General features: G+C 70.8%; 13 protein-coding genes. 6 read left to right on the forward strand and 7 right to left on the reverse strand.

Features of this window, described 5'->3' with window-relative positions:
- The first annotated feature begins 28 nt into the window (after positions 1 to 28).
- From acs to ACWDAG_RS44285, 5 genes are all read left to right on the forward strand, one after another.
- A complete protein-coding gene (acs, locus tag ACWDAG_RS44265; RefSeq protein WP_450701241.1) occupies positions 29 to 2,029 on the forward strand; it encodes an acetate--CoA ligase in 2,001 nt (666 codons plus the stop codon).
- Positions 2,030 to 2,193: 164 nt separating this feature from the next.
- On the forward strand, positions 2,194 to 3,630 hold the full coding sequence (gene nhaA / locus ACWDAG_RS44270; RefSeq protein WP_450701242.1) for a Na+/H+ antiporter NhaA: 1,437 nt from the start codon (positions 2,194 to 2,196) through the stop codon (positions 3,628 to 3,630).
- Positions 3,631 to 3,686: 56 nt separating this feature from the next.
- Positions 3,687 to 4,190, forward strand: a complete 504-nt coding sequence (locus ACWDAG_RS44275; protein WP_450701243.1) for a phage holin family protein — start codon at positions 3,687 to 3,689, stop codon at positions 4,188 to 4,190.
- Complete coding sequence (locus ACWDAG_RS44280) at positions 4,187 to 5,155, forward strand: alpha/beta fold hydrolase (protein WP_450701244.1); 969 nt, start codon at positions 4,187 to 4,189, stop codon at positions 5,153 to 5,155. Before ACWDAG_RS44275 ends, ACWDAG_RS44280 begins: the two co-directional genes overlap by 4 nt.
- Positions 5,156 to 5,282: 127 nt before the next feature.
- A complete protein-coding gene (locus ACWDAG_RS44285; RefSeq protein WP_450701245.1) occupies positions 5,283 to 5,465 on the forward strand; it encodes a hypothetical protein in 183 nt (60 codons plus the stop codon).
- Positions 5,466 to 5,491: 26 nt separating this feature from the next.
- Here ACWDAG_RS44285 and ACWDAG_RS44290 read toward each other — a convergent pair whose 3' ends face one another.
- The 3 genes from ACWDAG_RS44290 to nth all read right to left on the reverse strand — a co-directional run bounded on the left by ACWDAG_RS44290 (position 5,492) and on the right by nth (position 8,568).
- Positions 5,492 to 6,691, reverse strand: a complete 1,200-nt coding sequence (locus ACWDAG_RS44290; RefSeq protein ID WP_450701246.1) for a MarP family serine protease — start codon at positions 6,689 to 6,691, stop codon at positions 5,492 to 5,494.
- A 119-nt stretch (positions 6,692 to 6,810) separates the two neighbouring features.
- A complete protein-coding gene (locus tag ACWDAG_RS44295) occupies positions 6,811 to 7,515 on the reverse strand; it encodes an NUDIX hydrolase (protein ID WP_450701247.1) in 705 nt (234 codons plus the stop codon).
- Between the two features lie 93 nt (positions 7,516 to 7,608).
- Positions 7,609 to 8,568: an endonuclease III gene (gene nth, locus ACWDAG_RS44300; protein ID WP_450701248.1), complete on the reverse strand. Its 960-nt coding sequence runs from the start codon at positions 8,566 to 8,568 to the stop codon at positions 7,609 to 7,611.
- A gap of 318 nt (positions 8,569 to 8,886) precedes the next feature.
- On the opposite strand from nth, the gene ACWDAG_RS44305 reads away from it, so the two are divergent.
- On the forward strand, positions 8,887 to 9,561 hold the full coding sequence (locus ACWDAG_RS44305) for a Crp/Fnr family transcriptional regulator (RefSeq protein ID WP_115906767.1): 675 nt from the start codon (positions 8,887 to 8,889) through the stop codon (positions 9,559 to 9,561).
- Between the two features lie 134 nt (positions 9,562 to 9,695).
- Here the strand turns inward: ACWDAG_RS44305 and ACWDAG_RS44310 are convergent, their stop codons facing one another.
- The 4 genes from ACWDAG_RS44310 to ACWDAG_RS44325 all read right to left on the reverse strand — a co-directional run bounded on the left by ACWDAG_RS44310 (position 9,696) and on the right by ACWDAG_RS44325 (position 12,231).
- Positions 9,696 to 10,526 carry an MBL fold metallo-hydrolase gene (locus ACWDAG_RS44310; protein ID WP_450701249.1) on the reverse strand — a complete coding sequence of 277 codons (831 nt, stop codon included), beginning with the start codon at positions 10,524 to 10,526 and terminating at the stop codon, positions 9,696 to 9,698.
- A 100-nt stretch (positions 10,527 to 10,626) separates the two neighbouring features.
- The gene (locus tag ACWDAG_RS44315; RefSeq protein ID WP_450701250.1) at positions 10,627 to 11,532 is read right to left on the reverse strand and encodes an NUDIX hydrolase; all 906 of its coding nucleotides are present in this window, start codon (positions 11,530 to 11,532) and stop codon (positions 10,627 to 10,629) included.
- Between the two features lie 79 nt (positions 11,533 to 11,611).
- Positions 11,612 to 12,076 carry a RidA family protein gene (locus tag ACWDAG_RS44320; RefSeq protein ID WP_450701251.1) on the reverse strand — a complete coding sequence of 155 codons (465 nt, stop codon included), beginning with the start codon at positions 12,074 to 12,076 and terminating at the stop codon, positions 11,612 to 11,614.
- Positions 12,073 to 12,231 carry a DUF4177 domain-containing protein gene (locus tag ACWDAG_RS44325; RefSeq protein ID WP_003967454.1) on the reverse strand — a complete coding sequence of 53 codons (159 nt, stop codon included), beginning with the start codon at positions 12,229 to 12,231 and terminating at the stop codon, positions 12,073 to 12,075. Before ACWDAG_RS44325 ends, ACWDAG_RS44320 begins: the two co-directional genes overlap by 4 nt.
- Positions 12,232 to 12,322: the final 91 nt, after the last annotated feature.

Below are 12,322 nucleotides of genomic sequence, written 5' to 3' on the forward strand. Positions count from 1 at the left end.
GTCATCGGCACCCCGGGTCTGATGAGCTGTGGCCTGGGACACAACGGACACCCTGAGAAAGGGAGATGTCGTGAGCAACGAAAGCCTGGCCAACCTCTTGAAGGAGGAGCGACGCTTCGCGCCGCCGGCTGACCTGGCTGCGGGCGCCAACGTCACGGCGGAGGCGTACGAACAGGCCAAGGCTGACAGGCTCGGCTTCTGGGCCGAGCAGGCCCGGCGGCTGACCTGGGCCAAGGAACCGACCGAGACGCTGGACTGGTCGAACCCGCCGTTCGCCAAATGGTTCAAGGACGGCGAGCTCAACGTCGCGTACAACTGCGTGGACCGGCATGTCGAGGCGGGGAACGGCGACCGCGTCGCCATCCACTTCGAGGGCGAGCCCGGCGACAGCCGTGCCTTCACCTATGCCGAGCTCAAGGACGAGGTGAGCAGGGCCGCCAACGCCCTGCTGGAGCTGGGTGTCCAGGCGGGCGACCGGGTCGCCGTCTACATGCCGATGATCCCGGAGACGGCGATCGCCATGCTGGCGTGCGCCCGCATCGGCGCCGCGCACTCCGTCGTCTTCGGCGGCTTCTCGGCCGACGCCCTCGCCACCCGCATCCAGGACGCCGACGCCAAGGTCGTCATCACCTCCGACGGCGGCTACCGGCGCGGCAAGCCGTCCGCGCTCAAGCCGGCCGTCGACGAGGCGATCGGCAAGGTGGACAACGTCGAGCACGTGCTCGTGGTCCGCCGTACCGGCCAGGAGGTCGCCTGGACCGAGGGCCGCGACGTGTGGTGGCACGAGATCGTCGAGCGGCAGTCGGCCGAGCACACCCCGGAGGCGTTCGAGGCGGAGCACCCGCTGTTCATCCTGTACACGTCCGGTACGACGGGTAAGCCGAAGGGCATCCTGCACACCTCCGGCGGCTACCTCACGCAGACCGCGTACACCCACCACGCCGTCTTCGACCTCAAGCCGGAGACCGACGTCTACTGGTGCACGGCCGACGTGGGCTGGGTCACCGGGCACTCGTACATCGTCTACGGTCCGCTCGCGAACGGCGCGACGCAGGTCATGTACGAGGGCACGCCGGACACCCCGCACCAGGGCCGGTTCTGGGAGATCGTGCAGAAGTACGGGGTGACGATCCTGTACACGGCGCCGACGGCGATCCGTACGTTCATGAAGTGGGGCGACGACATCCCCGCGAAGTTCGACCTCTCCTCCCTCCGTGTCCTCGGCTCAGTGGGTGAGCCGATCAACCCCGAGGCCTGGATCTGGTACCGGAAGAACATCGGCGCCGACCGGACGCCGATCGTGGACACCTGGTGGCAGACCGAGACCGGCGCGATGATGATCTCGCCGCTGCCGGGTGTCACCGCGACCAAGCCGGGCTCCGCGCAGACACCGCTGCCCGGTATCTCCGCGACCGTCGTGGACGACGAGGCGAACGAGGTGCCCAACGGCGGCGGTGGCTACCTGGTCCTCACCGAGCCGTGGCCGTCCATGCTGCGCACCATCTGGGGAGACGACCAGCGCTTCCTCGACACGTACTGGTCGCGGTTCGAGGGCAAGTACTTCGCCGGTGACGGGGCGAAGAAGGACGACGACGGCGACATCTGGCTGCTGGGCCGCGTGGACGACGTCATGCTCGTCTCCGGGCACAACATCTCCACCACCGAGGTCGAGTCCGCGCTCGTCTCGCACCCGTCGGTGGCCGAGGCGGCCGTCGTCGGCGCGGCGGACGAGACGACGGGTCAGGCGATCGTCGCCTTCGTGATCCTGCGCGGCACGGCGAACGCCGAGGACGAGAACCTCGTCGCGGAGCTGCGGGGCCACGTCGGCGCCACCCTCGGCCCCATCGCCAAGCCGAAGCGGATCCTGCCGGTGGCGGAGCTGCCGAAGACCCGCTCCGGCAAGATCATGCGGCGCCTGCTGCGGGACGTCGCCGAGAACCGCCAGCTCGGCGATGTGACGACGCTGACGGACTCGACGGTCATGGACCTCATCCAGGAGAAGCTCCCGGCGGCGCCCAGCGAGGACTGACCCGCGTAGTCCCCTGGTCCCTCGGTCCCGAAGGGGCGCCCGGCGCGCGGACGCGCCGGGCGCCCCTTTTAGGTAAACTAAGCAAAACAGCGTGACCCTCAAGGTGTGCCGGGAAGTCTGGTCGGCGAGAACCACTCCCCTGCCCACCGACCGGAGGTCTCCCCGTGACCGCGCCCCGCACCACCGCCCCCCGCAAGGTTCTCGGACGTCTGTCGCTGCCCGAGCGGACCTTCGTCGCGGACGCGCTGCGCACCGAGACCGTCGGCGGTGTACTGCTGCTCATAGCCGCGATCACGGCTCTGATCTGGGCGAACATACCCGCGCTGCACGACAGCTACGAGAGCGTCAGCCACTTCCGCTTCGGCCCCGGGGCCCTCGGCCTGCATCTGTCGGTCGCGCACTGGGCCGCCGACGGGCTCCTCGCGGTGTTCTTCTTCGTCGCCGGCATCGAGCTCAAGCGTGAGCTGGTCGCCGGTGATCTCCGGGACCCCAGGGCGGCCGCGCTGCCGGTCGTCGCGGCTCTGTGCGGGATGGCCGTACCGGCGCTCGTCTACACCCTCACCAACCTGAGCGGCGGCGGCTCGCTCCGGGGCTGGGCGGTGCCCACGGCCACCGACATCGCGTTCGCGCTGGCGGTGCTCGCCGTCATCGGCACGTCGCTGCCGAGCGCGCTGCGTGCCTTCCTGCTCACCCTGGCGGTCGTGGACGACCTCTTCGCGATCCTGATCATCGCGGTCTTCTTCACGAACACCATCGACTTCGCCGCGCTGGGCGGCGCCGTCGTGGGCCTCGCCGTCTTCTGGCTGCTGCTGAGGAAGGGCGTGCGCGGGTGGTACGTGTACATCCCACTCGCGCTCGTCATCTGGGCGCTGATGTACAACAGCGGCGTCCACGCGACGATCGCGGGCGTGGCGATGGGCCTGATGCTGCGCTGCCACCGCCACGAGGGCGAGGAGCACTCCCCGGGCGAGCACATCGAGCACCTCGTACGGCCGCTGTCGGCGGGCCTCGCCGTGCCCCTCTTCGCGCTGTTCAGTGCCGGTGTCGCCATCTCGGGCGGCGCGCTCGGCGACGTGTTCACCAAGCCGGAGACACTGGGCGTCGTCCTCGGGCTCGTCGTCGGCAAGGCGGTCGGGATCTTCGGCGGTACGTGGCTGACAGCCCGTTTCACCCGGGCCTCGCTCAGCGAGGACCTCGCCTGGGCCGACGTGTTCGCGGTGGCGACGCTGGCCGGCATCGGCTTCACCGTGTCGCTGCTGATCGGCGAACTCGCCTTCGCCGGGGACGCCGTGCTGACGGACGAGGTCAAGGCCGCCGTACTGATGGGCTCCCTCGTCGCGGCGGCCCTGGCGACGGCGCTGCTGAAGATCCGGAACGCCAAGTACCGCAGGCTGTGCGAGGCCGAGGAGCGCGACGAGGACCTCGACGGCATCCCGGACATCTACGAGGAGGACGATCCCGCGTACCACCTGCGGATGGCCGCGATCTACGAGAAGAAGGCCGCCGAGCACCGCCGGACCGCCGAACGGAAGGCCGCCGAACGACGCGCGCTTGCCGAAGTGCCGGGCGGGGCAGGCGAGGACGACGACCGTCCGGCATGATCTGACGGGACGGTACAAAAGGACCGTACACAAGCAGTAGGACGAGGGAGACCGCGATGAGCGCACCCGACGGCAGCCCGGTCGGCGCCGAACGCAGCATCGGCCAGCTGTTCGCCTCCGCGACGGCCGAGATGTCGGCGCTCGTGCACGACGAGATCGCGCTGGCCAAGGCGCAGCTCAAGCAGGACGTCAAGCGCGGCGCGACGAGCGGCGGCGCGTTCACGGTGGCCGCCGCGGTCCTGGTGTTCTCGCTGCCGATGCTGAACTTCGCGCTGGCGTACGGCATTCGGACCTGGAGCGACTGGAACCTCGCGATCTGCTTCCTGCTGTCCTTCGCGGCGAACGTGCTGGTCGCGGTCGTCCTCGCGCTGATCGGCGTGGTCTTCGCGAAGAAGGCGAAGAAGGGCAAGGGCCCGCAGAAGGTCGCGGCGTCGATGAAGGAGACGGCGGGCGTGCTGCAGAAGGCCAAGCCGCACCCGCGGCCGGAGCAGCCGGAGACCCCGGCGCTCGAGGACCGGGCCCCCGCGGCCATCGAGGCTGTGGCACGCTCGTCCTCATGACGGGCTCCTCCCCCTCCGCGGGGCAATCACCTTCGGCGCAATCCACCTCGGTCGTACGGCCGGACGCCCTGCCCGACGGGACGAAGGTGACCCATCGGGACGTGGCCGCCAACGGCGCCCGCTTCCACATCGCCGAGGCCGGCGACGGGCCGCTGGTGCTGCTGCTGCACGGCTTCCCGCAGTTCTGGTGGACCTGGCGGCACCAGCTGACCGCACTGGCCGACGCGGGCTTCCGCGCCGTCGCCATGGACCTGCGCGGCGTCGGCGGCAGCGACCGCACCCCGCGCGGCTACGACCCCGCGAACCTCGCCCTCGACATCACCGGCGTGATCCGCTCCCTGGGCGAGCCGGACGCCGCCCTGGTCGGCCATGACCTGGGCGGATATCTGGCGTGGACGGCGGCCGTGATGCGCCCCAAGCTCGTACGGCGGCTCGCTGTCGCGTCCATGCCGCACCCCCGGCGCTGGCGCTCCGCGATGCTCTCGGACGTCAAGCAGACCCGCGCCGGCTCCTACATCTGGGGGTTCCAGCGCCCCTGGATCCCCGAGCGGCAGCTCACCGCGGACGACGGCGCGCTCGTCGCCGAGCTGATCCGGGAGTGGTCCGGGCCGAACCTGCCGGACGACGAGGCGGTTCAGACGTACCGCCGCGCGATGTGCATCCCGTCGACGGCGCACTGCTCGGTCGAGCCGTACCGCTGGATGGTCCGCTCCATGGCCCGCCCGGACGGCATCCAGTTCAACCGCCGCATGAAGCGCCCCCTTCGGGTGCCGACCCTCCATCTGCACGGTTCGCTCGACCCGGTGATGCGCACACGCAGCGCGGCCGGATCCGGCGAGTACGTCGAAGCGCCGTACCGCTGGCGGCTGTTCGACGGACTGGGGCACTTCCCGCACGAGGAGGATCCGGTCGCTTTCTCGACAGAACTGGTCAATTGGCTGAAAGACCCCGAGCCCGATCGGTGACCGAGCCGATGCGCCCGGTATCCGGATCTGAACGTGTGTCCTACGAACGGCCAATTGCCCGGCGCATAGGCCAATTGGGGGCTCAGGGGGCGGTTATCGACCTTGGGGCGGGGGCAGACGTCGGGGTATGGGCTGGACGCACGACTACAGTGACGCAGCACGCACTCGCCGCTCGGCCAGTGGCCTGAGCTCCCACCAGCGAGGCGGTGCACCGCAGATGGCGGGCACGGACCTCAGGGTGGGCATTCCGCGCATTCTGCGCCGCCGGGCCCGCTGGGTCTCGGTACGCCTGCGCCATCCCCGAGGCTGACCCGCCGCACTCCCCCGAACGGCGGCTCACAGCGCGCAGCTGTCGCTGTCCACCTGCTGGTTCGCGGTACGCCCCTTGGCGATGTCCTCCTGGATCTCGTCCGCGGTGAGGGCGTACCCCGTATTGGCGTCGTCGAGGGACTTCGCGAACACCACGCCGTACACATGGCCCTTGGGTGTGAGCAACGGCCCGCCGGAGTTGCCCTGGCGGACGGTCGTGTACAGCGAGTAGACGTCCCGGCGGACAGTGCCGCGGTGGTAGATGTCCGGGCCGTTGGCCGGGAGGCGGCCACGCACGCGTGCGGCCCGTACGTCGTACGACCCGTTCTCCGGGAAGCCCGCGATGATCGCGTCGTCGCCGCTGCGGGCGTCCGTGGTGGTGAACTTCAGGGCGGGCGCCTTGAGATCGGGTACGTCGAGTACGGCAATGTCGCGGTGCCAGTCGTAGAGGACGACCGTCGCGTCGTACTTCCTGCCCTCGCCGCCTATCTGGACGGTGGGCTCGTCGACGCCTCCGACCACATGCGCGTTGGTCATGACGCGGCGGTCACCGAAGACGAAGCCGCTGCCCTCCAGGACCTTGCCGCAGCTCTGCGCGGTGCCCATGACCTTGACGATGGAGCGCTTCGCGCGCGTGACGACGGGGCTGTTCGCGAGGGCCGGGTCGGGGGGACGGACGTCGTTGATCGGCTCGTTCGAGAACGGGCTGAAGACCTGCGGGAAGCCGTTCTGCGCGAGGACCGAGGAGAAGTCCGCGAACCAGGTGTCGGCCTGGTCGGGCAGGGCCCGGGCGACGCCGAGGAGCACCTTGGAGCCGCGGACCTCCTTGCCGAGCGTCGGCAGCGTCGTACCCGCCAGGGCCGAGCCGATCAGCCAGGCCACGAGGAGCATCGCCACGACGTTGACGAGGGCGCCGCCCGTGGCGTCCAGGGCGCGCGCCGGGGACCAGGTGATGTAGCGGCGCAGCTTGTTGCCGAGATGGGTGGTCAAGGCCTGGCCGACGGAGGCGCAGACGATGACGACGACCACCGCGACGACGGCGGCCGTCGTGCTCACCTCGGCGTTGTCGGTCAGAGCGTCCCAGATGACCGGCAGCACGTAGACGGCGACGAGACCGCCGCCCAGGAAGCCGATCACCGACAGGATTCCGACGACGAACCCCTGGCGGTAACCCACGATCGCGAACCACACGGCGGCGACCAGCAACAGGATGTCCAGCACGTTCACCGGTTCGAGCCTCGCCTCATCACTCTGCGGTCACCTCAGGTCGGCCGGGGGCCGGCCCGCCGCGCAGCGGCAACCGATCACAGTGTCCCCCGGGAAGACACAGCACGGCAGACACCCTGTCATGACCGCCAGTCGAGCGGGACCTGCTTCTCCCGGTCCCAGGGCCGCTCCCAGCCCGCGTAGTGGAACAGACGGTCGATGATTCCGGCCGTGAAGCCCCAGACCAGGGCCGATTCGACCAGAAATGCCGGACCTCGGTGGCCGCTGGGATGGACGGTGGTGGCCCGGTTGTCCGGGTCCGTGAGATCCGCCACGGGGACGGTGAAGACCCGGGCCGTCTCGTTCGGATCGACGACCCCGACCGGGCTCGGCTCGCGCCACCAGCCCATCACGGGGGTCACCACGAAGCCGCTGACCGGGATGTACAGCCTGGGCAGCACACCGAAGAGCTGCACGCCGGAGGGGTCGAGCCCGGTCTCCTCCTCGGCCTCGCGGAGAGCGGCCCGAAGCGGCCCGTCGGCCTTCGGGTCGCCGTCCTCGGGGTCGAGGGCACCGCCCGGGAAGGACGGCTGCCCGGCGTGCGACCTGAGCGAACTCGCCCGCTCCATCAGCAGCAGCTCGGGACCGCGCGCACCCTCGCCGAACAGGATCAGTACGGCGGACTGCCGCCCCGCCCCGTCCTCCGGCGGCAGGAAGCGGCTCAGCTGCAGCGGCTGCACCGTCTCCACCGCCCGCACCACCGGGTCCAGCCACTCGGGCAGCCCCTCCTTGCTGAGCACCACCGGCCCACCCTGCGTATTGCTCGCCCTACTCGCGCGCGTCATCGCCACCCCCGTCCTGCCCAGTCCAACGTCGCGAAGGCCCGAGATCGTTCCTGAGTCCGCCCCGCCCGGCCCGGAGCCCGGCCGTGTCGCCCGTCATCCGGCCCCCAGCGGCGGCGCCGGTTTGCCGCCCGCGTCCAGGTACGACTGCGGGGGCTTGAGGCGCTGGCCGGGGAAGCCGCCCTTCTCGTACTTGAGCAGCTTCTTCGCCTTCTCCGGATCCGTCTCGCCCTCGCCGTACGCCGGGCAGAGCGGAGCGATGGGGCAGGCGCCGCAGGCGGGCTTGCGGGCGTGGCAGATGCGGCGGCCGTGGAAGATCACGTGGTGCGAGAGCATCGTCCAGTCGCTCTTCGGGAAGAGCCCGCCGACGGCGGCCTCGATCTTGTCCGGGTCGGTCTCGTCCGTCCACTGCCAGCGCCGCACCAGCCGCTGGAAGTGCGTGTCCACGGTGATGCCCGGCCGCCCGAAGGCGTTCCCGAGCACGACGAAGGCGGTCTTGCGGCCCACACCGGGCAGCTTGACCAGGTCCTCTAGGCGGCCGGGGACCTCCCCGCCGAACTGCTCCACCAGCGCCTTCGACAGCCCCATGACCGACTTGGTCTTGGCCCGGAAGAAGCCCGTCGGACGGAGGATCTCCTCGACCTCCTCGGGGTTCGCGGCGGCCAGGTCCTCCGGCGTCGGGTACTTGGCGAACAGCCCGGGCGTCGTCTGGTTGACCCTGAGGTCGGTGGTCTGGGCGGACAGCACCGTGGCGACCACGAGCTGGAAGGGGTTCTCGAAGTCCAGCTCCGGGTGGGCGTACGGATACACCTCGGCGAGCTCGCGGTCGATGCGGCGGGCACGGCGGACCAGGGCGGTGCGCGACTCGTTCTTCGGCGGCCTGGCGACGGACTTCGCCGGCGGGGCGCCCTCGACCGCGGCAGCGGCCTTCTTGGGCGCGACGGCAGCTTTCTTGACGGCCGCGGTCTTTTTCACGGCCGCCTTTTTCACCGCGGTCTTCTTCGCTGCGGTCTTCGTCGCTGCGGCAGCCTTCTTCACCGGAGCGCTTTTCGTCACTTTTGCCGGTTTCTTTCCGCCACCGGAGTTCTGTTCGCCCACAGCGGAATCACGACGTACAACCACCCGCCCAGCCCCCTTGGCCTGTGCTCTCACCGGCGTTTTGGACACCCGGCCAGCCTAAAGCCCGGCACTGACATCCGCCCCGGACCCAGGAGATCGGCCCCCAATTGGACCCCTGCCGCTTACCTCGGGACATGTGTGCGGCATCCTTGTGACAGATCACACTGTTTGGACCGTCCGGCAAAATGGGGAGCACGGTCCCCTGGTACCAAGGGGGAGCAAGATCCCCTGAGCAGGTCGACAAGGAGAGAACTCGTGGACGACGTTCTGCGGCGGAACCCGCTCTTCGCGGCGCTCGACGACGAGCAGGCCGCGGAGCTCCGCGCCTCCATGAGTGAGGTCACCCTCGCGCGCGGTGACTCGCTCTTCCACGAGGGCGACCCCGGTGACCGGCTGTACGTCGTCACCGAGGGCAAGGTGAAGCTCCACCGCACCTCCCCCGACGGCCGCGAGAACATGCTCGCCGTCGTCGGCCCCAGCGAGCTGATCGGCGAGCTGTCGCTCTTCGACCCGGGCCCGCGCACCGCCACGGCCACCGCCCTCACCGAGGTCAAGCTCCTCGGGCTCGGCCACGGCGATCTGCAGCCCTGGCTGAGCGCCCGCCCCGAGGTGGCCGGCGCCCTGCTGCGCGCCGTCGCCCGCCGGCTGCGCAAGACCAACGACGCGATGTCCGACCTGGTCTTCTCCGACGTCCCGGGCCGCGTCGCCCGCGCGCTGCTGGACCTCTCGCGCCGCTTCGGTGTGCAGTCCGAGGAGGGCATCCACGTCGTCCACGACCTGACGCAGGAGGAGCTGGCCCAGCTGGTCGGCGCGTCCCGCGAGACGGTCAACAAGGCGCTGGCCGACTTCGCGCAGCGCGGGTGGCTCCGCCTGGAGGCGCGGGCGGTCATCCTGCTGGACGTGGAGCGGCTGGCGAAGCGGTCCCGCTGACGCCTGGTCCCGGCGGTGCTTCTGGGGGCTTCGCCCCCAGAAGCCCGATCGGCCTGAACGGCCTCGTCCACAAACGCCGGACGGGCTGGTTTGGTGACCCCACGTCCGAAAGGCGCCGTGCCCGCGCTGAAGGACTAGATGAGCCCGTGCTCCTCCAGGTACTCCAGCTGCGCCCGCACCGAAAGTTCCGCCGCCGGCCACAGGGACCGGTCCACGTCCGCGTACACATGCGCGACGACCTCGGGCGGTGTGCGGTAGCCGTCCTCTACGGCCGTCTCGACCTGGGCGAGGCGGTGGGCACGGTGGGCGAGGTAGAACTCGACGGCTCCCTGGGCGTCCTCCAGGACGGGGCCGTGGCCCGGCAGCACCGTGTGGACGCCGTCGTCGACGGTCAGCGACCGCAGCCGTCGTAGCGAGTCCAGGTAGTCGCCCAGGCGGCCGTCGGGGTGCGCCACGACGGTCGTGCCGCGCCCCAGGACGGTGTCGCCGGTCAGGACGGCCCGGTCGGCCGGGAGATGGAAGCAGAGGGAGTCCGAGGTGTGGCCGGGGGTCGGTACGACCCTCAGTTCCAGGCCGCCGACCGTGACCACGTCTCCGGCGCCGAGCCCCTCGTCGCCCAGCCGCAGCGCCGGGTCCAGGGCCCGCACCTTCGTGCCGGTCAGCCCGGCGAAGCGGGCGGCGCCCTCCGCGTGGTCCGGGTGGCCGTGGGTCAGCAGGGTCAGGGCGATGCGCTTGCCGGCCTTCTCGGCGGTGTCGACGACGTTGCGCAGGTGGCCTTCGTCCAGGGGGCCGGGGTCGACGACGACGGCCAGCTCGGAGTCGGGCTCGGAGACGATCCAGGTGTTCGTGCCGTCGAGGGTCATCACCGAGGCGTTGGGCGCCAGGACGTTGACGGCCCGGGCGGTGGCGGGGCCGGTGAGAACCCCGCCCCGCGGCTGGCCGGGAAGGGCTGCTGCGTCGGTCATGCGGTGTTCTCTTCCGTCGGCGTCGTCGGTCCGTCGAGTCGTCGGTCGTAGGCCGGGGCAGCGCTCCGCAGTGCCCGGCCCGGAAGGTCTGCTGCGGCCGTCATGCGGAGGCTCCACCGGTAGGAAGGTCGGTCGGACTGTCGGTGGGACGGTCGGTCGGGATGTGTTTCGTGAACTCGTCGTGGCCCGGCCAGGACAGCACGATCTCGCCGCCCTCCAGGCGGGCCTGCGCGAGGACGGGGGTGAGGTCGCGGCCGGGGGCCGCGGTGAGCGCGTCGGCGGCCGTGGCACAGGAGGCCAGCTGGCGCAGGGTCGCGATGGTGGGCGGCATCATCGTCAGCTCGCCCTTGTCGTACGAGGCTGCCGCGTCCACGGGCCGGATCCACACCGTGCGGTCGGCCTCCGTGGAGGCGTTGCGGGTGCGCTGGCCGTGCGGGAGGGCTGCCACGAAGAACCAGGTGTCGTAGCGCCGGGATTCGAACTCCGGGGTGATCCAGCGGGTCCAGGCGCCGAGGAGATCCGATCGCAGGACCAGGCCGCGGCGGTCCAGGAACTCGGCGAAGGAGTACGCACGGGCGGCCACGGCCGCACGGTCGGCCTCCCAGTCCTCGCCCGTGGTGTCACCGACCACGGAGTCCGCGGACTGCCCGGCGAGCAGGACGCCCGCCTCCTCGTACGTCTCGCGGACGGCCGCGCAGACGATCGCCTGGGCCGCCCTCTCGTCGACGCCGAGCCGCTCGGCCCACCACGCGCGCGTGGGGCCCGCCCAGCGGACGTGGTGCTCGTCGTCGCGGGGGTCGACGCCGCCGCCCGGATATGCGTACGCGCCTCCGGCGAAGGCCATGGAGGCGCGTCTGCGCAGCATGTGCACGGCGGGGCCGCGGTCTGTGTCCTTCAGGAGCATGACGGTGGCCGCACGCTTGGGGACGACCGGGGTGAGCGTGCCGTCAGCGAGCCCGCGGATGCGTTCCGGCCAGTCCTGCGGAAACCACTGCCCATTCGCCATGGGCGGAGGCTATCCCGTGGTGCGCGAATGTTCGAGAGGTCCCCGAGGTCAGAGCACCGACCCGAGGGCGAGTGATCCGCTACGGGACGAGCTCGACCTGGATCTCGACCTCGACCGGTGCGTCCAGCGGCAGCACGGCCACACCGACCGCACTGCGCGCGTGCACGCCCTTGTCGCCGAGGACCTCGCCGAGCAGTTCGCTGGCACCGTTCACCACGCCGGGCTGGCCGGTGAAGTCCGAGGCCGAGGCGACGAAGCCCACGACCTTCACCACGCGCGCGATGCGGTCCAGGTCACCGGTGACGGACTTGACGGCCGCCAGGGCGTTCAGCGCGCAGGTGCGGGCGAGCTCCTTGGCCTCCTCGGCCGTGACCTCCGCGCCGACCTTGCCGGTGACGGGCAGCTTGCCCTCCACCATCGGGAGCTGTCCGGCCGTGTAGACGTAGGAGCCGGACTGCACGGCCGGCTGGTACGCGGCCAGCGGCGGCACGACCTCGGGCAGGGTCAGGCCGAGCTCGGCCAGCTTCGCCTCCACGGCGCTCATGCCTTCTCCCGCTTCAGGTAGGCCACCAGCTGCTCGGGGTTGTTCGGCCCGGGCACGACCTGGACGAGCTCCCAGCCGTCCTCGCCCCAGGTGTCCAGAATCTGCTTCGTCGCGTGGACGAGCAGTGGCACAGTCGCGTATTCCCACTTGGTCATGTGGCCGACTTTAGCCGCTGCCCGCCCACCGCCCGCCGTCGCGTTGTCCACAGGCTGTGGCGTGGTTGGCACAGAGACTGGTTAGGCTCGA

It is taken from the genome of Streptomyces sp. NPDC001157 (assembly GCF_053598255.1).

What these genes read in the sequence shown, in the direction of transcription:
- ACWDAG_RS44280 (WP_450701244.1), top strand. Translation starts at nt 4,187, where the DNA reads ATGACGGGCTCCTCCCCCTCCGCGGGGCAATCACCTTCGGCGCAATCC.
- ACWDAG_RS44295 (WP_450701247.1), bottom strand. Translation starts at nt 7,515, where the DNA reads ATGACGCGCGCGAGTAGGGCGAGCAATACGCAGGGTGGGCCGGTGGTG.
- ACWDAG_RS44320 (WP_450701251.1), bottom strand. Translation starts at nt 12,076, where the DNA reads ATGAGCGCCGTGGAGGCGAAGCTGGCCGAGCTCGGCCTGACCCTGCCC.
- ACWDAG_RS44315 (WP_450701250.1), bottom strand. Translation starts at nt 11,532, where the DNA reads ATGGCGAATGGGCAGTGGTTTCCGCAGGACTGGCCGGAACGCATCCGC.
- ACWDAG_RS44325 (WP_003967454.1), bottom strand. Translation starts at nt 12,231, where the DNA reads ATGACCAAGTGGGAATACGCGACTGTGCCACTGCTCGTCCACGCGACG.
- ACWDAG_RS44285 (WP_450701245.1), top strand. Translation starts at nt 5,283, where the DNA reads ATGGGCTGGACGCACGACTACAGTGACGCAGCACGCACTCGCCGCTCG.
- ACWDAG_RS44310 (WP_450701249.1), bottom strand. Translation starts at nt 10,526, where the DNA reads ATGACCGACGCAGCAGCCCTTCCCGGCCAGCCGCGGGGCGGGGTTCTC.
- ACWDAG_RS44275 (WP_450701243.1), top strand. Translation starts at nt 3,687, where the DNA reads ATGAGCGCACCCGACGGCAGCCCGGTCGGCGCCGAACGCAGCATCGGC.